Below are 23871 nucleotides of genomic sequence, written 5' to 3' on the forward strand. Positions count from 1 at the left end.
TCGCATACGGACACTCCATCCTGGCGCTGCCGTCCCGTGTCGACAAGTGGCCCATGGGCGTGTTGACGACCGCGGGACGCCTCCGTCCTGCCGGGGTTGGCAAGAGGTGGCTGGATATTCCTGGGAAGTGCCGGGGGGATGGGAGGGAGTAAAAAATTCCAGACATCCCGCGTCGGTGGAGTTTCGCTCCGGTGCCGCCGCGGTGGCAAGGGGATGGGCTGCGAAGCCCGGCCATGGGCCGGGCTTGCGGGGCTTGGGCCGGTTTAAGCCGTCGCCGCGCCGCGCCGGGAAACGCGGCCGGCCGCCAGGACGCCGATGCCCAACAGGGCCAGGATGGACGGTTCGGGGACGGCGGTGGCGAGGAGGAAGTTATCGACGGTCGCCGTGCCGGCGGTGTCGTCGAAACCGCCGCCGAAGCTGCCCCAGTTGGTGCGGCTGAGCATGATGATGCCGACCTGCGTGCCCGGATTGAAGCCCAGGCTGGCGTCGGTGCTGGTCACATCGACCACGAATTGGAATTCGCTGGTGTTGGCGGAGGCGTCGAAGGTATAGGCGAACTGGGAAATATGCCCGGTGAAGAGGTTGAGGTCGCCGGTGCCGCCTTCGATATTGCCGTGCAGGCTGACGAGGTTGCCGGGATCGGCGATCAGGTTGCCGCCGGTGTCGATCCGGGCCGACACCGAATAGCTCCCGTCGGAAAAATAAGTGGGGGGCGCGGGGTCGAAGAAGAAATATCCGCCGCTGCTGGCCGAGAAGGCCTGGCTGCCGGCGTTGTAATGGATTTCGAGGGGCAGGGGGTCTTGGCCGCTGCTGTCGATATCGGGCAGGCCGGGCGTTTTGGTGACCAGGGAAGCGGCCTGGCCCAGGGTGGCGAACCCCCATAGCGCGAGTCCCGCCGCCACGCCGATCAGGCTGCGGAAAGATAGGTTCTTGTTCATCATGGTTCCTCGGGGAGTCGAAAATTTTCCGGCTGGGTTGCGGTGGTGCCGTCAAGCAAGCGCTGCCTCCGGCCTAGCACGAATCGCACCATGCTGGACAAACCTTTGTCTGGACGCGATATTTTTCCCCATTTTGGCGGGGTTTGGAACCGGCATCCGGGGCCGCCGTAAGAAAATCCATACAAATCCGGCCCCGGTGGAACCGGGTTCCCGCGGGGCCGTGGGGCCGCTTGAACCTTCCCACCCCCTCGCCTACACTCGCGGGCGTATGTAGAGACAACAAACAAGTACCGGAGGGAGACATGATGAATGCCCTGGCCTATTCCACGGAAAACCTCCGCACCCTTGCCCTGGTGGGGCAGAGCGGGGCGGGCAAGACCACCCTGGCCGAAGCCTTGTTGCATAAGACCGGCATGATCAACACACCCGGCAGCGTCGAAAAAGGCAACACCGTCTGCGATTACGAACCCCTCGAAAAATCCCACCAACATTCGCTCAAACTCGCCGTCGCCCACCTCGTCCACCAGGACACCCGTATTCATTTGTTGGACACCCCCGGCTTCCCCGACTTCCTGGGGCAGGCGCTGTGCGCCCTGGACGCGGTGGAGACCGTGGCCGTGGTGGTCAACGCCCAGAACGGTGTCGAGTTCACCACCCAGCGCATGATGCACTGGGCCGAGGCCCGTGGCCTGTGCCGGATGATCGTTGTCAATAAAATTGACGGCGAGAACGGCAACCTGCCCGGACTCTTGCAGGAAATCCAGGACGCCTTCGGCAAGGAATGCCTGCCCATCAACCTGCCCGCCGAAAACGGTGCCCGCGTGGTGGATTGCTTCTTCAATCCGGCGGGCGAGGCCGATTTCTCCTCGGTGGCGGCGGCGCACCGGGCCTTGGTCGATCAAGTGGTGGAGGTGGACGAGGCTTTGATGACCCGCTACCTGGAACAGGGCGAAGTCGCCCCGGAAGAATTGCACGCGCCGTTCGAGGCGGCGTTGCGGGAGGGGCACCTGGTGCCGGTGTGCTTCGTCTCGGCCCGCACCGGGGCGGGGGTGGCGGAACTGGCCGATATTATGGTGAAACTCCTGCCCCATCCCGGCGAGGGCAATCCGCCCTTGTTCGAGCGCTGGCCCTCGAATACCGGGCGCAAGGACGCCACGCCGTTCCGCTCGGTGCCCGATCCCGCCCGGCACGTCCTGGCCCATGTGTTCAAGGTGGAGATCGACCCCTATGTCGGCAAGATGACGGTGTTCCGGGTCCACCAGGGCACCATCACCCCGGACACCCAGCTCTTCGTCGGCGAATCGCGCAAGCCGTTCAAGGTGAACCAGTTGTTCATGCTGCAAGGCAAGCAGCATGTGCCGATCAACCGCGCCGGGCCGGGCGATATCTGTGCCGTGGCCAAGGTCGAGGAAGTGGTGTTCGACTCGGTCCTGCACGACGCGCCCGAGGACGACCATATCCACCTCAAGCCCTTGGATTTCCCGCACTCGGTGTTCGGCCTCGCCATCAAGCCCAAGCGCCGGGGCGACGAACACAAGCTGTCGGAAGTGCTGCATAAAATGGAGGCCGAAGACCCCAGCTTCCATGTGGACTACGATGCCTCGACCCACGAGGAAGTCATGCACGGCCTGGGCGAACTGCATTTGAAGCGAGTGTTGGAAAAGATGCACGAGCAATACAAGCTCGACGTGGACGCCCACACCCCCAAAGTCCCCTACCGCGAAACCATCACCGCCCCCGCCGAAGGCCATCACCGCCACAAGAAACAAACCGGCGGCGCGGGCCAGTTCGGCGAGGTGTTCCTGCGGGTCGAACCCTTGCCGCGCGGGGCGGGTTTCGAGTTCGTGGACGAGGTCAAGGGCGGCACCATCCCCGGCCAATTCATCCCGGCGGTGGAAAAGGGCGTGCATCAGGTGTTGGAACTCGGGGCCATCGCCGGCTATCCGCTGCAAGACGTGAAGGTGGCGGTCTACGATGGCAAGAGCCATTCGGTGGACAGCAAGGAAGTCGCCTTCGTGGCGGCGGGCAAGAAAGCCTTCCTCGACGCCATCGCCAAGGCCAAGCCCATCCTGCTGGAACCCATCGTCGCCATCGAGCTCAACATCCCCGAATCCGCCATCGGTGATGTCAGCGGCGATTTGTCGGCCCGGCGCGGCCAGGTGACGGGCCATCATCCGGCGCGGGGCGGCATGGCCCAGGTCAAGGCCCGCGCCCCCCTGGCCGAACTGGAAGGCTACCATTCCCGGCTCAAGGCGCTCACCGCCGGCCAAGGTTCCTACACCCTGGAACTCAGCCATTACGAACCGGTGCCGCCGAATGTGCAGGCGCAATTGGCGGCGCAGTTCAAGCCCAGGCCGGAGGATTGAGCCTGGGATTCCGGGCCGGGGCGGGTTACGCTGTCGCAACCCGCCCGGCCGCCCATCCCCGTTCCCGCCATGCAAAGACTCGCCCTCGACTATTTCCTAAGCACGAAGGACCGCCACCCCGACCGCACCGCCCTGGTCGATGCAAGCGGCGCCATCACCTATGCCGGACTCTGGCGCGCAGCCGTGGCCCTGGGCTGGCACATCAAACAAGCCGTGCCGGGACCGCGCCGCCCGGTGGTGGTCGCCATCGACAAATCCAGCGCGGCGGTGGCGGCGATCCTGGCCGTGCAACTCGCCGGGCATATCTACGTGCCCTTCGATGTCGCGAGTCCCGCGGCGCGGCGGGCGGCGGTGTGGCGCTTGCTGGACGATCCGCCCGTGGTGGAATGGGACGGCGCGGATTTCCGGGTGGCGGGCCGAACCGTCGCGCTGGATTACGATCCCGCGCAGGCGGCGGCCTTGCTTAGGGGCCTCGCCCCGCTCACCGGGCTGGACCCGCTCTATATCATCTTCACCTCCGGCACCACCGGCGAACCCAAGGGCGTGACCATCGCCAACGCCGCCGTGATCGACTACATCGATTGGGTGGTGGCGACCTACCAAATCCACGCCGACGAAATCATCGGCAGCCAAGCCCCCTTATATTTCGACAACTCGGTGCTGGACCTCTATGCCAGTTTCGCCACCGGGGCCACCCTGCATCTCATCCCCAAGCGCGATTTCCGTTTCCTGTCGGATTTGGTGGCCTATCTCGAAACCCGGCGCATCAGCCTGATTTTCTTCGTGCCTTCGTTATTGGCGAATATCGCCGCCTTCGATCTATTTTCCGGGCGGAATCTCGCAAGCTTGCGGAAAGTCCTGTTCGCGGGCGAGGCCATGCCGCTCAATACCCTGAAATACCTGCGCGAAAAACTCCCCAACGCCCTGTTATCCAACCTCTACGGCCCGACCGAAATCACGGTCGATGCCATTTTCCATATCTTCGGGGAAGACTTGGCCGGACTCGACGCCGTACCCCTGGGCCTGCCCTGCGCCAATAGCAAAATCATCTTCCTGGACGACGCGGGCCGAGTCGTCGCCGAACCCGATACCGTGGCGGAAATCTGCGTGGGCGGTATCGGCGTGGCTTTGGGTTATTGGAACAACCCGGAGCAAACCCAGGCCGCTTTCATCCAACACCCCGGCAATCCCCATTGCCGGGAAATCCTGTATAGAACCGGGGATTATGGTTATCGCTCGGGCCGGGATGGCTTGATTTATTTCGTGGGCCGCCGCGACCATCAAATCAAGCACTTGGGCCACCGGATCGAACTCGGCGAAATCGAAACCGCCCTGGGCCGGATCGACGGAATCCAACAATGTTGCGCCCTCTACGACCGCGCCGGGCAAAGAATACTGGCGTGCTATACCGCCGCCGGCGGCCAACCGCTGCCCGACTTGCGGAAACAACTCGCAGCCTGCCTGCCCGCCTATATGATGCCCCAAACCTGCCAATACCTGGACTGTTTCCCGGTCACGCCCAATGGCAAGATCGACCGGGAAACCCTTTTGGCCGGATTCACCTCCCCCGCGTAGCCCGGATGGAGCGATAGCGCAATCCGGGGGATTCGGTTCCCGCGCCGCGTGCCCCATATGACGCACCGCTCCATGCGACTACCCTTTTCCTAAAAACTCCCAAATACCCACATCATGGATAAAAATACGGTCATCGCCCAACTCGCCGCCCAACTCCAACAAAACGCCCCGGATGGCATCGGGGAATTGCACCCGGATACCCCTTTGCTCGACGACTGGTTCGCCCATTCCGTGGACGTGATCCAAATGGTGTTATTCCTGGAACAGCGCTTCGGTATCAAGCTGGGCGACGCCGATATTAGCGCCGATAATTTCGATACCCTGGACGCCCTGTCCGATTTCGTACTCGCCAAGCTCGCGGGCTAGGCATGGCCGGCCTGTTCCGCAACCGTCCCGCCAGCGCGTCCCGCCGCGCCGAGAACGCCGCCCGCCACGACCCCAAAACCGTCGCCGCCGTGCTGGCGATGCTGGCCGTCTATGGCTACCTGTTCACCCACGCCGCCACGGCACTGGGTTTGCCCGCCCCGGAAGATTTGGCCGATTGGCTGGGCTGGCTGCCCCAAGGGGTGTTCGACGCCGACCACAATGTCGATAGCAAGCTGTGGATATATCGAGCCGATACCGATGCGCTCGATACCGACGACCAACGCCTCGTGCTGTTCGGCGCGGTGGCCGGGGCGTTCCTCGGCGCGTACTTCCTGCCGCTGCGGCATAAGCGGACGGCGCTGGTGCTGTGGTTCTTGCTGGCGGGGTGGGTGGTGTATGGCGGCGCGGCCTTGGCGGGCTTGCTGGCGGCGCATGGGGTGGTTTACCTGTTGTTCCATGCTTGCCCGCCGCGGTTCGGGCTTGCCATCGCCGCCGCGAGCGGCGGCCTGGGCTATTGGGCCTTGGCCGGGGGCGATGCCGGTGCCGCCCCGGCCTTGCTGGCCGGCTGGGCGCTCATGGAACTCTACCGCCATGGCCTGCCGCGCTTGGAACGCCAGCCCCGTGCCTTGGCGGCGGCGCGGACCATCGCCATCCAATCGGCCTTGATCGTGGTCTTGCTGGGCGCTTTGGCCGAGGGGTTGAGCGGCCATGCCTGGAAGTTGCCGCTGGGTATTTTGCTGTTCTTCTGGCAGTGGGAACGGCTGATGCTATACCACATCGATTATAACCAGCGGCAAGTACCGCAAGACCTTGCTTTCCGGGAATATCTCGCCGTGTTCCTAACCCCTGCCGCCCTGCCCAATTGGCATTGGGGCGTGGCCATCGGCCAGGGGTATCGCTATCTCGATGAAACCTATCTGGCCGAGGATAAGAACAAGCTGGCTTGGGAAGGCGTGAAAATCTGGGGCGTGGCTTTGCTGTATCTGGTGTTCGGCGAATACTTGCGCCTGCGCTTGGTGGCGGGATTCGCGGCGATGGGCCTCGATGTCCATCAGGCCCATACCAAGCAATTGGTATGCGATTATGTCGCGACCCATACGGCGACCACGCTTTCGGTGTTGTTCACCACGCTGTTGGATCAAGTGCGCTGGTTCCTGGTATGGGCGGCGGTATTGCATTTCAAAACCGGGGTATGGCGGGTATTCGGCTATCGGATGGACCCTTATTTCGACCGGCCTTGGTTGGCGACCAATCTGGTGGCGTTTTGGACCCGCTTCACTTTCCATTACCGGGAATTCCTGGTGCGGGCGTTCTTTTATCCGGTGTTTTTCCGGTTTTTCAAGGCGCATACCCGGCTGCGGATTTTCGTGGCGACGATGGCGGCGGCGGGTTTCGGCAATCTGTTCTGGGGACATGTGCCGGAGGAGTTTTTCTATAAGGGTTTGCGCTTCGAGAATTTCTGGGGCGTATTGCAGACCTGGCCTTATTTCGCGTTGTTGGGCTTGGGGATTGCGCTGACCGAACTTTATCTATTGGGCAAGCGGAGCAAGCGCAAGCCTTGGACCTGGGACAGGCGCTTGCCGCTGGATATCCTGGCGGTGTATGGCACCCTGCAATTTTATGCCTTGATCCATGTCTTCGCCCGGCCTTGCCAGGGCGGGACGGTGGCGGATTATGGGCGCTTGTTCTTGATCGGGCTGGGGCTTTCTGGGTGATGGGTGCTGTATTAGCGCATCGTTCCCGGCCAGACCCACAGATACACGGCGGAAATCCCCAGGGTGAGCAAAGTCACCGGCACCCCCACCCAAGCATGTCGTTTCCAACCGATGTGGATATCGCGGCGGGCGGCGGCATCCATCACGATGATGTTGGCGATACTGCCGACGACCAGCAAATTCCCGGCGAAGGTACTCGACAGGGCGAGCAGCGCCCCATCCTTGGGGGAGGCGACCGGCAGCAGCAGCATGATCGCCGGGACGTTGGAAACCAAGTTGCTCAGCAGGAACGTGACGCCGTACAGCACCGCCGGGCGGTGCAAATCGATCCCGGCGGCCTCCAAGTCGGCGACCGCCCGTTGCGGCAGGCCGGTGCGCTCCAGGGCGTCGTTGACGATGAAGAGGCCGATGAAGAGCAACAGAACTTGCCAATCCACCAAGCCCAGCATATGGCGCGAATGCAGCTTGCGGGACAACAACAACAAGCCGGCCCCGCCCAAGGCCAATAACTCCCGCGACCACCCGGAAAATAGGAACAACACGAACAGGGTTCCCGCCACCATCAGTCCTTTGGCGGCTTGCCACCCATCGAGTTGGGTGGGAGGGTGGTTTGCCAGCTGGGTTTCGCTCAGGGTTAAACCGGGGCGGCTTTGCCCGGCCCACCGCCCCCGCCAGAGACCGGCGATCACCAGCCAAGTCACGACCAGGCCAAGCAGCACCGGAATGGCGGCGTCCCGCAGGTAGCCGGTGAACGGGAGGTCCAACCTGCCGCCGATCAGCATGTTTTGCGGATTGCCGATCAAGGTGGCCGCCGAGCCGATATTCGCCGCGCAAGCCAGTCCCAGCAGGAACGGAACCGGGTCGAGGCGGCGGTATAGGCAGATATCGATCAAGACGGGGGCGATGGAAAGGCAGACCACATCGTTGCTGAAGACGGCGGAAAGCCCCGCGACCACCGCGATCAACACGGCGAGCAGGCCGGGTGGGTTGGCCCGCAGCGTCCCGAAGCGCTCGGTGATCCAGCCGTAAAAGCCGCCCAGCCGCAATTGGGCCGCCACCACCATGAAGGAAAACAGCAGGATCAAGGTCGGCATATGGATCGCCCGCCCGGCGTCCTCCAGGGTGATCGAGTCGCTGACCAGCAGGGCGATGGTGCCCAGCAGGGCGATGCCGGTCCGGTCCAACTGCAAGAACGGCAAGCCCCCCAGCAACATACCGAGGTAGACCAAGGCGAAAATCACGACGATGGTGGTCAAGGGAAAAGCCTCGCGTGGAGTGCGATGAGGACCGGCTTGGATGGGAATCCGCCGCAAACGAAAAAGGCCACCCCTCAGCCTCCATTGAGTGAAAAATCTTTGCATGCAGTCCAAGCAGGTCAACACCAATATGGCAGAAAATCCTGGCGACGGCGCTCTCAACGACTTCCAAGCCGCCCCCACGGCGCGGAACCTGCGGCCGGGAAAACGCCTCGAAGTTCCAGGGGGATGACCGATAGGCGACCCAGGAGGATGTACAACACCATGGCCGTGCAGATCACCGAACGCGGCAAGTGGGTCGAACTCGTGCGCACGAAGTACGAGCAGGTGAAGGTAGTCGAATTGCAAGACGGCACACGGGCTTATAAGGTCGGCACAGGGCGGTCCAACCGGAAATGGCACGGCAAGTTCCCCGCAGCATCTGAATCCTTGCCGCCGGAGATTGAGGAAAAGCTGGAGCCCGAAGAGCGCGACAAGGTCCGGGCATGGCTGGACCGGCGCGCGGCGAGGACGCAGCTGGAAGGTAAGCGTATGGCGAACCCCTTGGCCAAAGCCAAGGCGGCCCGATAGAGGAAGCCGAGGATTCAGGCGATGATCGACTGGGACTGCCAACGATGCGGGAGCAGTTCCCCGATGCGCCGGGCGGGCTGGGTGGGCAGGTGGTCCATGACGTTCTTCCCGCCCAGAAAGCGGGTCCGCCGCCGGGGTGGAAATGATTCCAGGGCGGACCCAGACCGGTCTTAGACCGACCCGCAGTGAAACCCGGGGCCGATCATCCTACGGCCGACGCGGGGCGAACGTTCCCCCATGCCCGGCAGGCTGGCCGTGGCGCTGTCGAACCCGGCCGGGGAAGTTTCCGATCGACAAAGGCAGCCCGCTACGTCCTGGGGCCCGCCCTGCCCAAGGGCTGTCCCGCTGGCGGATGGGCGGGAAGGGCCACGGCGGAGGTTTGGCCGGTCAATCCACCTGGGCGCGGAGTTTCATGAACCCAGCCCGGCAGCTTCCCGATGCAGCGCCAAGAGTCCCGACAGGCGCAGCCAATGCGCAGCCGGTCCGCCATCCCCCGGGCGCACCCTCCCGCTCCGCACAGCGTCGATGACCGTCTCCCATTGAATGGCCAGGGCCGTCAGCGACCGGCCTCGCAGTGCTTCGGCCAGCCCCCGCGAGCGCCCGACCCAATCGCCACCCAGTTCGGCAAGCCCATGGTGCAGCAAGGTCGCCAGATGGGCTTCCAGTTCCCCCAGGAATCGGTCCAGTTCACCGGTTTCAGGCTCGCCCGCCGTCGCCGTGGGCACCGCGGCCAAAGCCCCGCAGGCCGGTTCCAAATCCAGCGCCAACATCCGGCCACAGGCGAAGGCCCACGGCTCGAACCATGCCCGCCCCTGTCGCCAGGACACTGCGCCCGCCACATGGGTCGGTGCGCCGAACCGCCCGGTGAGCGCCCCGGCCATGGCATCCAGGGCATGGGGAGTATGGGCGGCATGTTCGCGGCGGAGGATCACGCTTTCTCCGTCGGCGTCGCGGACCACCGCCAGCAAGGCTTGCTGATGCGGGGCATAGAACAGCGCTTCGACGCCCGCCACCCGCAGCACGGCGAACCCAGCGGCGGCATGGCGCGGCAGGAGGTGCGGAACCGGGCGCAGCGCCTTCTCTTCGCGCAAATCCGCCACCCGCTCGAAGCACAGGGGACGGCCCAGCCCCGACCAATCCCCGGCCTGGGGCAGCAGGCTGTTTTGCGAACTGCGCGACTTGGCGAGGGTTAGGGTGCCGTCGGCGCGGCGCTTGGCTTGCCGGGACAATAATTGCCCGCCCGCCAGCGGCAGCAGTTTCACCCCTGGCGCGAGGCGTTGCGCCGCGAGCGCCCCGGCTTCGTCGCCCGCAGCTTGCCATGCATGGACCAGCACGAAGTGGGTGCCGGTGTCGCCATCGGCCATCACCAGCCGCACCCGCCGGAGGTCGCCGTCGCGGTCGATGCGTGCGCCCAGGGACACGAGGCGCAGCCGGTCGAGTTCCGTTTCCGCCGGTTCGCCGATGCCCAGCGCCGACCGCGCCCGATCCGGTTGCCCGCCCGCCGCCAGCCGCAGCGCCAATTCGGCCACCAGCCGGACGCCCTCGGCCCGGTCGTAGCGGGCGTTGCGCTGGGCATAGGCGGCGATCCAGGCTTCCAATTCGCCCAGCAACAGGCCCAGCCAAACCGCGCCGCCGGTTTCCGCCGCTTCCAGGGCGTTGGTCAGCGCTTCCCGGTGCGGGGCCAAGCCTAGCCGGACCCCGTGGCGCAGTAGGCTATCCACCAAATCGTGGAATAGTGCGGGATCGATGCCGCCTTGCGCCGCCGCGCCCGCCCAGCGCACCCGCGCCGCCGGAGCTTCCGGTTCGGACTCCGCCGCTTCCCGGAATGCCCACACCGCCAAGGCCACATGCTCGCAGCACGCCGCCGCCACGCAATCGCAACGGGCGGCTTCGATGGCCGCACCTCCCCAGAAACGCACGGTCGCCATGGGTAGCCGGGCGGTGGGGCAGGGTTCGCCGCTGCCGGGGTGGCGGAGTTCCACTTCCATTCCGGCGGCTTTGAGGACTTCCGCCGCGTTCAGGGCGCGGGCGGGAATCAGTCGAGCCAGGGTGGCGTCATCCACCTTGGCCGGGGATTCGAGCGGCGGCGGGGCTTGCTCGGCATCGGCCCGGTAGGCCAGGGCCGCGATGAGGCGGTGTCGGCACACGCCCTGTGCGCCGCAGCTGCATCGGCTGTGCTGGATGGGCTGCTCCGCCTCCCAGACGGTGGCGACGCCATCGCCGAAGGTGGCGGTGAGGGTGTTGGCGGCGTCCAGGACCAAGCTGGGCCGGTTGCCGCCCTCCAATTCCCGCAGCGCCCGTTTCACCAGCCCTAAGTTGGTGGCTTGGGCCAGGGCTTCCGGCGACAGGCGCAGGAGGTCGGCGCGGCTCATCCCAACTTCTCCGCCAGCCAGTTCGCCAACTGGCCCGGCGTCATGGCGGCGATGTGCGCGCCCGCGTCGGCCAGCTTCTCCGCCAGCCGCCGGTCGAAATCGGCCTCGGCCCGGTCATTGAGCGCCGCCAGTCCCAGTACCTTGGTGCCCTGCGCCACCAGGGCGGCGGTCAGGGTAACGAGTTGATATTCGGCCATGCCCTCGTAGAAATCCGTCACCAGCACGATGATGGCGCGGGTCGGTACCTCGATTTGTTCCGCCGCGTAGGCCAGCGCCTTGCCGATGTGGGTGCCGCCGCCCAGTTGCACCTTCATCAGGGTTTCCACCGGGTCGTCGGCGTGGTCGGTGAGGTCGACGATTTCGGTGTCGAAGGCGATGAGGTGGGTTTTGACGCCGGGCAAGCCCCATAGGCAGGAGGCCGTCACCGCCGAATGGATGACCGACGACACCATGCTGCCGCTCTGGTCCACCAGCAGGATGATTTGCCAGCGCTCCAGGCGGCGGCGGGTGTTGTGGTGGAACCAGGGCCGGGCCAGGATCAGGCGGCGGGAAGCGGGGTCGAAATGGCGGAGGTTGCGGCGCAGGGTCTCCCCGGCGGCGAATTGGCTGGCGGCCCCCGTCGGCACCACCCGTTGCCTGTGCTTCACGCCGCTGAAGGAGCGCTCGATCTGCTTCGCCAGTTTTTCCATGATGTCCTTCACCACCTGCGCCACCAGGGCACGGGCCAGGGCCAGCACTTCCGGGTTCATCAAATGCTTGGTGCGCAGCACGGCTTCCAGCAGGGCGGGATTGGGGGTGGCCCGCGCCAGCACTTCGGGGTTGGTGACGATTTCGTCGATCCCGTAACGCTCGATGGCGTCCCGTTCCAGGCGCTCGATGGTTTCCTGGGGGAACAGGGTGTGGATGTCGTTGATCCAGTCCGGCACCGATAAGGCCGACGGTTCGTTGCCGCCTTGCCGGTCCAGGGTGTCGCGTGGGTCGCCGCCATCGCGGCCATAGAGCCAGGACAGGGCGCGGTCCATGGCGGCGGCTTCGCCATCAAGGCGGGCCAGCCCGGTTTCGGCGGCTTCGCCGAGCAGCAAGCGCCAGCGTTCGGCGGGGGTGAGGGTGATGGTTTCGGGCATGGCGGGTAATTGCTAAAGTCCGGGTGCGATTGTTGCGGGGGTATCTCACCACTAATATTCCCGGCGATACCGATAGCCGCCGGGCGTATTATGACGCTTTGGAACTGGGTAATTTGTCTGGGGAGAAAGAGGGGTTTTATCGGTTGATCGCCGGGCAGGTGTGGGCGATGGGGCGGCGGTTGGTGGGGACTTTTGGGGAAATGAATCAGTTTATTAACGAGGCATAAATTTCCATGCCTGTGTGTACCTAGTGCTATTACAGTAGTTATAAGTATAGGTGGAGCCCATGTATAATCTTATTCAGTACAACCATTTGGGCTCTCATGAATATAGAGCGATGGAGTGCTTGGGTAGCATCATGGCGAACTCAACGAGGTCAAAGATTGTAATTAATACGCTTTATGGCCTTGAATGTTCAGAATAATGGTCCGTAGAGCATAGACCACTTCAGTCCAAACTAAGTCGTGATCTTGGGCTTGTGCTATAGGAATACCATCTTTCGGCAAAACCTGTAAATATGCTAGTGGCGACTCTTTCCATGCACATGATCGAACAATTATTGGTACTACGCGTGCCTCACCCTTATCATGTCGAGTTAATGCGGCCTTCATTTCTTCATTATAACAATAGTCTGATTTTAAAAATCTCGCGCTAATTAGAAGCAATATTATATCAGCATCCCTAAGATTGCTATCAATTTTTTCTTTCCAATCATCACCTGGCATGATTTTGCGGTCGTGCCAAGGTTCGATTAGTCCATTCCTCAATAATATTGATAGATGATCATCTAGCTCATCCCGCAGTATTTCATCTGCATGTGAATAACTGATGAATAAGCGCACGGGTTTACATGATAGTCCAGATTTAGCGTTCGATAGCTCGGAGTTTGTATTTACTGAAGCCTGAAGATGCGAAGTTTTAGATTTTGAATTGCTCTTTTCAGCAGTAAGGTTTGAATATAGTGGCTGTGTCGCATTTATAGGCGTTTTAGCTTCCGTGGTTTTTTGAGTAAAATCACCAATAGCCATGCGTGACATACGTTGAATATCCTTTTCTGAAAGGCCACCAATATTATTAACATTAATTTTGCTTTGTTTACCAGTAACTTTATCCTTTGCAGATACACGTAGAATACCATTACCATCAATATCAAAGGTGACTTCAATCTGCGGAACCCCTCGTGGGGCTGGTGGAATATCAGCGAGGTCAAAACGACCAAGAGATTTGTTATCGCGGGCCATTTTGTTTTCACCTTGAAGCACATGGATAGTCACAGCGCTTTGATTGTCCTCCGCTGTCGAAAAGACTTGGCATACCCTGGTAGGGATCGTAGTATTTTTTTCAATTAGCTGGGTCATTACACCACCTAGGGTTTCAATACCCAGTGACATTGGGATAACGTCTAACAACAATAAATCGTTAATTTGCCTATTATATACGCCTGCTAAAATAGCAGCTCCATAAGCTATTGCTTCATCAGGGTTAACATTTCTGCATGGATCTTTGCCAAAAATATTTTTTACAACTTCTTGCACTTTAGGTGTACGGGTCTGGCCACCAGCGAGAATAACTGCATCAATTTCTAATGGTTTCAAACCCGCATCTTTCAACGCAGTTAAACAGGGTATTCTAGTTCTTTCAATCAAATCTTGAATTAAAGATTCTAATTTGGCGCGAGTCAACTTAAAATTCAGGTGTTTTGGTCCTGATGCATCGACTACAATATAGGGTAAATTAATATCATAATATTCACTGAAAGATAAAGCGATCTTGGCTTTCTCGGCCTCTTCCTTCATTCGCTGTAAAGCCAGCAGGTCATTGTGAAGATCAATGTTGGTATTTGTTTTAAATATTTCAACTAAAAATTCAACGATGCGTAAATCAAAGTCTTCACCACCGAGAAAAGCATCACCATTGGTGGATAGCACTTCAAATTGATGTTCGCCATCGACTTCTGCAACCTCAACAATTGAGATGTCGAAGGTACCGCCACCTAAATCGTACACAGCAATTTTTTGGTCACCACGCTTTTTATCCATTCCATAGGCCAGAGCTGCCGCCGTTGACTCGTTAATAATATATATTACCTCAAAACCTGCGATGCGACCTGTATCTTTGATAGCTTGGCGCTGGGGTTCACTAAAATAAGCTGGGACAGTAATAACTGCTTTTTTAATTTCCTCACCTAGCAACATCTCGGCATCTTTCTTTAGCGTTATTAAAAGTCGAGCAGAAATCTCTGGCGGAGCTAACTCCCTATCATCTACACTTACCCAAGCATCGCCGTTGTCAGCTTGTATAATCCTAAAGGGCGAGGTCTTAATTAATTTTTGTATAATGACATCATTATAACGACGCCCCATCAAGCGCTTGATACCGAATAGGGTGTTATGCGGATTAAGTACTGCTTGACGCTTAGCAGATTGGCCCACTAACACCTCGTTTTTACCAGTAAAAGCGATGACGGAAGGAGTGATGCGGGCACCTTCACTATTTTCCAAAATTTGTGGCCTGCCCTCTTTGAGAATGGCGACTGATGAATTCGTGGTTCCGAAGTCAATTCCGATAATAAAAGTCATAAATAAAAACCAGATATTTTTTAACTAAAACTACTTAAAGTGTGAAATTTATGTCCTAGCAATTGTAAAATATTTTTAAGGGTGGTGTGCAGTATGCCCAGCGTTTACCAGACTTGCAGTCTGAAGAGGAACTACGATGTTGCATGTGCTGACTGTAGGGAAATGCAAGGAACTCACCCCAACAAACCAATCTCCTTCGCCCATCCCAGCGCTTTTCGCTCCACCCGCTTGGCGTCCACCATTTCCCCCGCCGCCACCGGCAACCGTAGCAAACCCATCGCCTCCCCCCGCGCAAGGCCCAACAACTCCGCCACCCGCCCCGCGATGGCCCCGCGCTCGCGGGGCGGAAACCAGCCGAACGCGCCCCGCAACGACGGTAGCGCCACCAGGAAATCCTCGACCGCCAGCGCCTCCACCGCGCCATGGATCGCCGCCACGATCACCGCGTCCTGGGTCGCCAACTCCCGCGCCGTGGCGAACAGGCCATACAGGAAATCCCCCAGTTCATCGCGGGGCGGCACGGCCCGGACCAAGGCCAACACTTCGGCATCGGCGATGGTTTCCCAGCCATGGGCCGCGCCCAAGGCCGCGCCGCGCAGGGCGGGCGGGGCTTCCCGGCGGCGGGCCAGCCGCGCCAGGGTCGCCACCGCGAAAGCGCCATCGAATTCCGCCGGGGCCAAATCCACCAAGCCCATCAAGAACCGCACCGCGTCCACATCCCCCGCCAGCCCGGCTGGATTTCCGGCTTGATGGCCGTCCAGCAACCACAACACCCGCTCGCCTATCCCCGCCAGCGACGGTCCCAACACGTCCCGTAGCGCTTCGCCCCAGAAGCCATCGCGGGCCAGTTCCAACAGCGGCATCCCGGCCCCGGCCAATTCGCCGGGGTCGTGGCAAGCGGGCAGGCATCCGGCCAATTCCTGGGCCAACCGTTCCCCCAAATCCCCGAATCCCGCCTTCACCGCCCGGACCAGCCCCGCCGCCAGGCCCGGCGCGGACCCCACCCGCAATTCCGCCAGCAAGGCGTTCTCCGCCGCCTGGGCCAAGGTCGCGCCGTGGATGCTGGCTTCGATCAAGTCCGGCTCCCAACGCTCGTCCCGGACCAGGGTCCACAGCTCTTCATAGCGCAGATGTTCCGGCAGGTGGCGGGTGGCCCGCGTCGCCTTGGCCTCCCGCGCCGCGACGCCACCGACCCGCAACAGCTTGAGCCGCCACAGGGTTTCGGCGCGGCGGCGGCCCTGTGGATCGCGGCGGTCCAGCGCGACCTGACGGGCCACGGTGCCGGGCAGCAAGTCCAGTTCAGCCAGAATCCGCTCCACATCCCGCAGCAAGGGCGGCTGGGGCGTGGCACCGTCCAACTGCCCGCGCCCCGCACCGGTCAGGGCCAACATGGCCTCCCGCAACACCGGATGATCGCTGGCGGTGAGCAAGCCCCGTTCCGACCAGGGCGGGCGGCGGTCCAGGGCTTCGCGCACCGCCGTCGCCAGGAAGCCATCCAGCACGTCGGTGCGGGTGGGCGGGGCATGGCCGCGCAGTTGGGCGAGTCCGGCGATGGCCCGTTGCAAGGCCACGAAATCCGCCGTGGCGAAGGGCACCCGCTTATCCCGGAAGCGCCGGACCACGGCGGCGATGGCGTGCTCGACGGCGGCGGCGCGGCCTTCTTCCCAACACCATTGATAGAACAACGGAGATTGCATCCCCGCCCCATAACCGGCCAAGGCTTCCACCTGGCGGAATTCGTAGGGCACCAGATAGCAACCGGCGGGGCCGCTGCTGGGCGGGACGGGGGTTTCCGGGAAATCCACCGCGCCCGCCGCGAAATGCTCCGCCCACAGCCGCTCCAGGGCGTTCCGGTGCCAGCCGCCACAGACCACCAAAACCAGTGCTTCCGGCTCGTCCCGGTAGCGTTGGGCGGTGGCGGCGATGTGGCGGGCCATGAAGTCTTCCCGCGCCGCGTCGTCGGGGGTGCCGGGATCATCGCCACGCAGTTCGGCGAAATAGAGGTCGAGGCGGGCGTCGAGTTCTTCATCGGGCGCGGCCTCGAACAGGTGGTCCCACAGCGCGTCGGCCCCATCGCAATGGAATTGGCCGCACAACGTCCCGACCACCTGGGCGTAGCGGTCACGGGAATAAGGGCGGGCCGGGTCGGCGCGGCGGCGGGTTTCTTCCAATGCCCGGTAGCGCCAATGGGGCAGGTCGATGAAGCCCAGTTCCGCGCCGACTTCCCGCCCGGCATGCAAGGCCACCCATTCCGGCGAGTAGTCCAGGAAGGGATACCAGCATTGGGCCGGGCCGGTTTCGGTATGGGCGTAGCTGTAGAGGGCGATGGGTAGCCGATGGGGCAGGAACAGTTCGGCGAGGCGCGGGTTGAAGTCGCTCGGGCCTTCGATCAAGACGGCCTTGGGACGCTCGTGGCGGATGATTTCGCCCACCCGGCGGGCGCAGGCGGGGCTGTGGTGGCGGATACCGAAGATGCGGACCTTCATTCCGGCAGCCGGTCCCGCGCCGCGTGGAATGCCTGCCAATGCGCCCCCTTGCGCTTCCCGGCCCGGTGTTCCAGATAGCGGCGCAGCTTCTTCAAATCCTCGGCGTTGTCCTTGGCCGCCGCGCCCGCCAGGGCTTCCACGATGTCGCCCGGTTCGCCGCCGTCGCCGCGCAGGTAATAGCCCCGCAACGCCACGCTATGGGCCACGCCGACCGCTTCGGCGGTGCTGACCACGGTGCTGAGCTTGTCGCCCGCCGCGCCGTCCTGGCCGATGCCTTCCCGCAGTTCCCGGAACGCCGTCACCAGGACTTCCAGCACCTCGTCGGGCGGTAGCACCGGCACGCCTTCTTGCGCCAACAGCCGCGCCACTTCGGTTTTCACCAGGGCCAGTTCCTCGTCGTAATCGCGGATGGGGAACACGGTCTCGAAGGCGAAGCGGCGTTTCAAGGCGGCGGACATCTCGTTGACGCCCCGGTCGCGGGTGTTGGCGGTGGCGATGAGGTTGAAGCCGGGCACCGCGAACACCGTGCCGCCCTCGCCCTCCAGTTCCGGCACCATCAGCAGCCGCTCCGAGAGGATGGACAGCAGCGCGTCCTGCACCTCCGGCGGGCAGCGGGTGATTTCCTCGAAGCGGACGATGCGCCCCCCGGCCATGGCCCGGTAAAGGGGCGAGGGCACCAGGGCGCGGGGCGATGGGCCTTCGTTGAGCAACAGGGCGTAGTTCCAGCCGTATTTGATCTGGTCCTCGGTGGTGGCGGCGCTGCCCTGGATGGTCAGGGTGCTGGCCCCGGAAACCGCCGCCGCCAGCAGTTCCGACAGCAGCGATTTGGCCGTGCCCGGCTCGCCCACCAGCAGCAGGGCGCGGTTCCCGGCCAGCGTCACCAGCGCCCGCTCGATGAGGCTGGGGGCACAGACAATCTTGCGGCGCAGTCCGTTCCCGCCCAGGATGAAGTCGCGCACGGCGGGCATGGAGAGTTGCCAGCCGGGGGGCTTGGGGTTTTTATCCTTTGCGCGGAGGGCGGCGAGTTCTTCGGCGTAGAGGGTTTCGGCGGGGGGGCGTTGGAGTTGGGGAGTTGGGGTCATGGCTTGGGCTGATCTAGCTCGAAAAGGGTTTTCAGGAAATCCTGTACCGCTTTGATACGGGGAAGTCTCAAGGCTTCGTCGCGGAACCAGCGATTATCCTGAATCGATACTTGAATAGATTTTCCGGGGCGCATAATGCCAGCCATAGCACCGACGATAGCCTTGTTGCGTCCAGCGGGTTTATCAAAATCCTCGCGTTCTTCTGGGATAAGCTCGGTACTTGTTATGGCGGTATCGATATAGCTTGTCGCCGATGCCAACAGGTTGGGATATACCGTTAGGGCGCTGTCGAGCAGTAAATCTTCCAAGGTTCCGGCGGTTTGATTATCTGGTAGGACGAAAGCGCCTAGTTTGGGTGGGCCGGACGTCACTATGCCCGGCTGTTCGGGAAGGTTAAGTCCCTTTGCGGCCAAGTTTTGTTTCAATTCGCGATAACGCTTGGCAGCGTCAATTTCTTTGTCAGAGTCGAGTAATATGCCTAGTCCCGTCAAAATAATACCGTCCAAATCGAGAATATTTATAGCATTCTCGGTGGCTTTAATTAGTTGACTATCCCCTCCCGCGTTACGGATAGCGATGACATGGGTATCGCTTTGTAAAAACAAGGGGATTGGCACCCGTTTTTGTAGGTCGCCATCCGGCGGGTATTTTTTCGGGATAAGCTTTAAAAATGAACTATCCAGATTGCTTTCATGCTGGACACGCGCCAAACCAAAACATCTTAATAAACGATATACCAGCTCGACATCGTGCGGGCCTTCGACTGCGAGAAATCCATATTTACGCATTTTGGATTACCTCGGATCATAGCCTTGTTCGCGGAGTTGCCGCACCAAATTTTCATCGAGCCGCTTACCCACGGTTCTTTCCTCGGTTTGGCGTAAATGGAAGGTCACAATATCGTCACCCTTGTCCGCAGCGATGAGCGCATCCAGCGCTTCCAGGCTATGGGTGGTGACGAATACCTGGACATTCAACGTCCGGGCCGCTTTCACCAGCCACTCGAATACCCGGCCCAACGCGCCGACATGGATACCAGCCTCGACTTCGTCGATTAATAAAACGCCACCGTTTTGAAGGGCCAGTAATGTGCCTGCCAATAGCACTGAGCGGCGCATTGCATCGCCAAATATTGATAATGGTGCAATACCAAGACGACGATGTTTTATATATATAGTTGGGCGATGCCCTCGAAATGACGCCAAGTCAATACCTTCAATATCAGCATCGAAATCTCGAAGCAACTCAAGTGTGCTAGAGTCCTTCTGAAAAATAAGCTTTGATTGAAATTGAGCTTGCAATGGTCCCATTTGGTAAGAGTAAGGGGTCAAAGTGGCTACATCGAGTTTTGGTCTACTTTTTGATTTTCCGATCCTGGTTGGAGTAATTCTTTCCCATAATCTCAAAGTCGGCTGCTCGATGCTATCGAGGAATGTTGTCTGTCCGTGAAAGGTAGAACCTGTCGTTTGCAGCCAATCTGGAATGTGTACTAACTCAGCTCCACGTATCGTTTCTGGGAATATCAAGTTATCTGCACGCTGAGATCCTATGGCGCGTCGCATCTCGTCAGGAGAAGGCTCTCCGGTAAATTCAGTATATGTAACCACCAATTTGCGTAGCGGGAAACTTCCTTCGCATTTAAGTTCACACCAAGAACTAGCTAATTCATCTTGTTCTAAGCCTGTTATTTCCGTAAAACACCAACGTAAAGATTGAACACGAGTTTCATCAAGACCTCCAAAATCCCTGCGACGAATCATAGCCAGCCATTCATCTGGATTATACGGCTGGCATAAGATAGATAACGCTTCCAAAACGCTGGTTTTACCGGAGTTATTACCACCCACCAAAATATTAATCCGGCCCAGCCCATCCAATTCGAGGTGACGCAAGCCACGAAACCCATCGATTCCAACCTTGGAAAAAGGAAGTGTGGTCATAAGCAAACTCCGCGATGCTCCGAAAAAAGAACCAAAAGTGACCACAGGGTACATCAGTTTTTGTGAATACGTTCGCGTCGCATCAGCCAAGTTCGTCGGGCGATAAAGCTACGCTTTGAACACCGCCAACAAATCCATGTCGCGCAGCAATTCGCTAACCAGGATGGCGTCCAATTCCGCCATCTTCAGCCTGCGCTCCGTGCAGCGATCCCCCAGGCGATGCACCCTGATTTCGGAGAGCGCCTGCGCCGGGGTTGCGGCGACTTCGCCCAGATGGTAACCCGGCCCCAAGCTTAATTCGGCTTCCAAACCGCCCGGCAAGCGCTTCACCACGGAGAATACATAGCCACCGTCCGCCTCCCCTTGCTCCCAACCCTGTTTGGCGAGCCCCAAGATACTGCCGGTGGCGACGGCCTTGTCCCGGAAGCGGTCGATCATATCCGCCCCGCGCTCGGCCTCGCCGAGGGCGTAGGTCTCCCGCCCCAGTTGCTTGAAGGGCTGGGCGATTTCGTAATCGGCGAAGATTTGGCAGAAATCGCGGCCCAGGTCGTCCGGCAGTTCCAGGGCGTGGACCAAGCCCACCAACGCCTCCGCCGGGAGTGAATAGGCTGCATCGCGACGGTCGGCCAGGGTCAGGTCTTCCGCTACCCGGAAGGCGTCCACCAATAACCCATCCCGGTACACGCCCCACACCAGCCGCTTCGCCAAATGGCGCATCAGGGGATGCTCCACGAATAGCTGCCGGAACAATTCCAAGCCCCAACGCCGCCGCCCCACCATGGCCTGTTCCAGCCGGGCGGTTTGCAGGCTGGCGATGGCCTTGGCTTCTTTCTTGATGGCCTTGAAACGCGCCACCGCCGCTGTCGCCAGGGCCGCGTCGTCTTTCTGGTTGGGCTTGGGCAAGTCCTTGAGGCTCAGCCCCGCCTCGTCCTTGACCAGCGGTTTCAGGGCTTCGTCGAACTCCATCACGAACCGGCGCGGCCCGAAGTCCAACACCGCCTTGCCCTGCCCATCCAGTCCCAAATCGGGAACCAGCCGGTCGGCCAGTTCCTCCGCCGTCAGGTCGAGGATTTCGGCCACCTGGGTGATTTTCTGCCGGGCCTTTTCTTGCAAAGGCTTGGATTTCACCTTCTGGGCGATGCCGTGCAATTCCCGCAACGCGCCATCGGTGCCGATGGTGGCCAACAGGTCCAAGCCCACGATGGCGCGGGCCAGGGCGGCATGGGTGGGCCAGACGCGGATTTTTTCGGTCAAGCGCCGGGCGGTCGCGTCGTCGCCGAACCAGCCGAGGACGTGATAGGCCCAGTTCTCCTTGGGCGGAGCCCCCGCCACCAGCCAAGCCTCGAACACATCCCAGGCGAACGCGGCCAGCGAGTCGCGGGTGCAAGCGGCCTTGACGGCGTTCAAACCCACGTAGGGCGCGTCCAATTTGCTGATGGTCAGCATCCGCGCCACATGCTCCACGGCGGTCAGCGGCAGGGCACCGCCCGAGGCCAGGAGGGGACGGCGGAACGCGGTGGGGGTGAAGAGCGCAGGCAGCTTGGGCATCCTGGCCGGGACCATCAGGGCGGGATCGGCCCGCAGCAGCACCTCCATGGCCTGGGCGGCGGCATCGCCATAGCTGGCCGCGATCCGGCGGAGGTCCGCCTCGAAGCCTCGCTCCGCCAGCCAGCGCAAGGCGGCTTGGGCGGTCTCGCGGGGGACGCGGTCCTTGCCGAAAGCGGGCGGAATCAGCGCGGCGATGGCGGTTTCGGCATGGGCGAGCAGCCAAGCCTCGGCGTGGGGGCGGGCTTTCTTGAGGCGCTTCCAGGCATCGGCGGCGATGGGAACCAGCCGTGCGGAACGGACCACAAACGCCATTTCCAAGCCCACCTCGGTAGCGGTAGGGATGAAAGCGAGCAGGCCCGGCACACAGTCCAGTTGGAAGCGGGCGATGAGTGTCCGCATCCCCCAGGCACCCCGCCAGAAGGCAGCCGGGAGGGTGTTCCAAAGCCCCAGCGCGGCGGGGTCGGGCAGTAGCGAGAGGAGGGCGGGATAGCGATGCAATTGCCAGCTGGGGTCAAGGAGGTCTTCGGCACCCAACGGCCCGCCCGCCAAGGCCAGATCGAAGGCGGTTTTTTTGATGCCCATCAGGCGCAGGGCATAGAGGTGGTCGGGTTCGCCGGACGGTTGGTTGCGGATCAGCCAATGCGTCCTGTCGATGGGCGGTTTTGCCCATTCATCACGCTGCCCGTCTTGCCAAACCATGATGTCGGGCTGCTCGATGGGCATCAGCGCCAGGGTCGGAATGGCCTGGATGCGTTTGACCCAGGGCGGATCGCGGAGCAATTCGGGCAACGCTTCCGCCGGGGCTTCGGCGGCATGGGTGCGCGTCGCCAGCAGCCCGGCGAAATAGTCCCGCCCGGCCTCCGAACAAGCCGAGAGGGCCGGTTCCACGATGTCCGGCAAGCGCAGGGCCAGCGCCAGCGCCCAGCTTTCCACCAAGCTATTGCCGGTGGCGGCGGCGCGTTCGATGGCGCACTTGAGCAGGGCGGCGGGCCATTGCCCGGTGAGTTGGTCCAGCTTGGCGTGGACCTCCCGGTTGTCCAGCCGCGCCATCAGCAGGGGCAGCACGCCCGGCACCCTGATCCGCAGGACGAAATCGATGAACCATTCGCGCTCCTGCTTGGTGTCCTGGCTGTCCAGCGCGATCCCGATCACAGGCAGGGCGGCTTCCTCGCCATAGATGTATAGGTATAACAAGCAGATTTCATAGGCCTGGGAGGAACCCAGATAACGGTCGCGGAAGTGTCGGCAAGCGGCCGCCACCGACATCGCCGTTTCATCCAGCCACCAGGATTGGTTGATCGACGCCCCCGGCTCCACGCATTCCTCGGCCCAAGCCCGCTGCTCCGGGAACAGGAAGCTCACCATGCGGTCCAGCAGGCGCGAACGTCCGCGGAATTCCGCCGCCGTTTCCAGGGCGGCCTGATAATCCGCTTCCGGCGCGGCGACCAGCGCGTGGCGCAGCCCGTGATAGCTATGCTCGGTGCAGCCCCGGTCATGGAATAGGTCTGCGCCGGTCTCCAGCGTCATCCGGGTGGCGAAGGCTAGGGAGTGGGCGACGCTGGCGGCCTGGATGGCCCATACCAGTTCGGGGCGTGCTTGCCAACTTTCCGGCTGGCGGGCGGCGCATTGGGCGAAAACCTCCCGCCAATAGGCGGGGTCCGGGTTGCGCAGCCGTTCGGCGGCGAGCCGGTCAGCCGCCTCGGCCTGAGTCCAAGGGGCACCCTGGATATCCAAGGCCGCGGCCAGCCTCGCCCAGCAGTTTTGCACCTTCTGCAATTCGTAGGGTTGCAAATCGTGAAACGCGGGCGGATGGGTCAGACAATCGTCGGGCACATAGGGCGCGGGCACCCGGATGCCCCGGATGATGGGCAGTTTCCCACGGCGTTGGTCGGTCCATACCATGCCCCCGGTGGGCCAATCGAGTTGCGGAGCGGTGGTCATCGTGGTTTTCCTT

At 61.6% G+C, this 23871-nt stretch carries 15 protein-coding genes; 5 read left to right on the plus strand and 10 right to left on the minus strand.

Translation table 11 applies throughout. The features are described 5' to 3' along the window. Positions 1-263: 263 nt before the first annotated feature. Positions 264-938: a PEP-CTERM sorting domain-containing protein gene (locus K5658_RS19770; protein WP_221064774.1), complete on the minus strand. Its 675-nt coding sequence runs from the start codon at positions 936-938 to the stop codon at positions 264-266. A 302-nt stretch (positions 939-1240) separates the two neighbouring features. Between K5658_RS19770 and fusA the strand changes: the two genes are divergently transcribed. From fusA to K5658_RS19790, 4 genes are all read left to right on the plus strand, one after another. Next, positions 1241-3304 carry an elongation factor G gene (fusA, locus tag K5658_RS19775; protein ID WP_221064775.1) on the plus strand — a complete coding sequence of 688 codons (2064 nt, stop codon included), beginning with the start codon at positions 1241-1243 and terminating at the stop codon, positions 3302-3304. A 69-nt stretch (positions 3305-3373) separates the two neighbouring features. Further along, positions 3374-4879 carry an amino acid adenylation domain-containing protein gene (locus tag K5658_RS19780; protein WP_221064776.1) on the plus strand — a complete coding sequence of 502 codons (1506 nt, stop codon included), beginning with the start codon at positions 3374-3376 and terminating at the stop codon, positions 4877-4879. A gap of 114 nt (positions 4880-4993) precedes the next feature. Beyond that, a complete protein-coding gene (locus tag K5658_RS19785; protein ID WP_221064777.1) occupies positions 4994-5245 on the plus strand; it encodes an acyl carrier protein in 252 nt (83 codons plus the stop codon). 2 nt (positions 5246-5247) lie between these two features. Continuing rightward, positions 5248-6960, plus strand: a complete 1713-nt coding sequence (locus K5658_RS19790) for a hypothetical protein (RefSeq protein ID WP_221064778.1) — start codon at positions 5248-5250, stop codon at positions 6958-6960. 11 nt (positions 6961-6971) lie between these two features. Here the strand turns inward: K5658_RS19790 and K5658_RS19795 are convergent, their stop codons facing one another. Then, complete coding sequence (locus K5658_RS19795) at positions 6972-8216, minus strand: anion transporter (protein ID WP_221064779.1); 1245 nt, start codon at positions 8214-8216, stop codon at positions 6972-6974. Positions 8217-8480: 264 nt separating this feature from the next. Between K5658_RS19795 and K5658_RS19800 the strand changes: the two genes are divergently transcribed. Further along, a complete protein-coding gene (locus tag K5658_RS19800) occupies positions 8481-8786 on the plus strand; it encodes a hypothetical protein (protein ID WP_221064780.1) in 306 nt (101 codons plus the stop codon). Between the two features lie 410 nt (positions 8787-9196). On the opposite strand, the gene K5658_RS19805 is transcribed toward K5658_RS19800, so the two are convergent. The 8 genes from K5658_RS19805 to K5658_RS19840 form a co-directional block, all read right to left on the minus strand. After that, positions 9197-11158: a hypothetical protein gene (locus K5658_RS19805; RefSeq protein ID WP_221064781.1), complete on the minus strand. Its 1962-nt coding sequence runs from the start codon at positions 11156-11158 to the stop codon at positions 9197-9199. After that, on the minus strand, positions 11155-12282 hold the full coding sequence (locus K5658_RS19810; RefSeq protein WP_221064782.1) for a VWA domain-containing protein: 1128 nt from the start codon (positions 12280-12282) through the stop codon (positions 11155-11157). The genes K5658_RS19805 and K5658_RS19810 overlap by 4 nt, the downstream gene beginning before the upstream one ends. A 389-nt stretch (positions 12283-12671) precedes the next feature. Then, positions 12672-14861: a molecular chaperone DnaK gene (gene dnaK / locus K5658_RS19815; protein WP_221064783.1), complete on the minus strand. Its 2190-nt coding sequence runs from the start codon at positions 14859-14861 to the stop codon at positions 12672-12674. A gap of 173 nt (positions 14862-15034) precedes the next feature. After that, positions 15035-17347 (minus strand): DUF5682 family protein, encoded by a 2313-nt coding sequence (locus K5658_RS19820; protein ID WP_221064784.1) that lies wholly within the window; start codon positions 17345-17347, stop codon positions 15035-15037. Then, complete coding sequence (locus tag K5658_RS19825; protein WP_221064785.1) at positions 17344-18429, minus strand: ATP-binding protein; 1086 nt, start codon at positions 18427-18429, stop codon at positions 17344-17346. The genes K5658_RS19820 and K5658_RS19825 overlap by 4 nt, the downstream gene beginning before the upstream one ends. Further along, positions 18426-19217, minus strand: a complete 792-nt coding sequence (locus K5658_RS19830; protein ID WP_221064786.1) for a DUF3226 domain-containing protein — start codon at positions 19215-19217, stop codon at positions 18426-18428. The genes K5658_RS19825 and K5658_RS19830 overlap by 4 nt, the downstream gene beginning before the upstream one ends. Positions 19218-19223: 6 nt before the next feature. Continuing rightward, on the minus strand, positions 19224-20369 hold the full coding sequence (locus tag K5658_RS19835; RefSeq protein ID WP_221064787.1) for an AAA family ATPase: 1146 nt from the start codon (positions 20367-20369) through the stop codon (positions 19224-19226). 108 nt (positions 20370-20477) lie between these two features. After that, positions 20478-23858 (minus strand): DUF4132 domain-containing protein, encoded by a 3381-nt coding sequence (locus tag K5658_RS19840; protein ID WP_221064788.1) that lies wholly within the window; start codon positions 23856-23858, stop codon positions 20478-20480. Positions 23859-23871: the final 13 nt, after the last annotated feature.

The sequence above is a fragment of the Methylomagnum ishizawai genome (assembly GCF_019670005.1).
Classification (GTDB): domain Bacteria; phylum Pseudomonadota; class Gammaproteobacteria; order Methylococcales; family Methylococcaceae; genus Methylomagnum; species Methylomagnum ishizawai.

Bases quoted from the DNA above. Each gene is read 5' to 3' on its own strand.
- K5658_RS19770 (WP_221064774.1), bottom strand. From the start codon at position 938: ATGAACAAGAACCTATCTTTCCGCAGCCTGATCGGCGTGGCGGCGGGA.
- fusA (WP_221064775.1), top strand. From the start codon at position 1,241: ATGATGAATGCCCTGGCCTATTCCACGGAAAACCTCCGCACCCTTGCC.
- K5658_RS19780 (WP_221064776.1), top strand. From the start codon at position 3,374: ATGCAAAGACTCGCCCTCGACTATTTCCTAAGCACGAAGGACCGCCAC.
- K5658_RS19785 (WP_221064777.1), top strand. From the start codon at position 4,994: ATGGATAAAAATACGGTCATCGCCCAACTCGCCGCCCAACTCCAACAA.
- K5658_RS19790 (WP_221064778.1), top strand. From the start codon at position 5,248: ATGGCCGGCCTGTTCCGCAACCGTCCCGCCAGCGCGTCCCGCCGCGCC.
- K5658_RS19800 (WP_221064780.1), top strand. From the start codon at position 8,481: ATGGCCGTGCAGATCACCGAACGCGGCAAGTGGGTCGAACTCGTGCGC.
- K5658_RS19805 (WP_221064781.1), bottom strand. From the start codon at position 11,158: ATGAGCCGCGCCGACCTCCTGCGCCTGTCGCCGGAAGCCCTGGCCCAA.
- K5658_RS19810 (WP_221064782.1), bottom strand. From the start codon at position 12,282: ATGCCCGAAACCATCACCCTCACCCCCGCCGAACGCTGGCGCTTGCTG.
- dnaK (WP_221064783.1), bottom strand. From the start codon at position 14,861: ATGACTTTTATTATCGGAATTGACTTCGGAACCACGAATTCATCAGTC.
- K5658_RS19820 (WP_221064784.1), bottom strand. From the start codon at position 17,347: ATGAAGGTCCGCATCTTCGGTATCCGCCACCACAGCCCCGCCTGCGCC.
- K5658_RS19825 (WP_221064785.1), bottom strand. From the start codon at position 18,429: ATGACCCCAACTCCCCAACTCCAACGCCCCCCCGCCGAAACCCTCTAC.
- K5658_RS19830 (WP_221064786.1), bottom strand. From the start codon at position 19,217: ATGCGTAAATATGGATTTCTCGCAGTCGAAGGCCCGCACGATGTCGAG.
- K5658_RS19835 (WP_221064787.1), bottom strand. From the start codon at position 20,369: ATGACCACACTTCCTTTTTCCAAGGTTGGAATCGATGGGTTTCGTGGC.
- K5658_RS19840 (WP_221064788.1), bottom strand. From the start codon at position 23,858: ATGACCACCGCTCCGCAACTCGATTGGCCCACCGGGGGCATGGTATGG.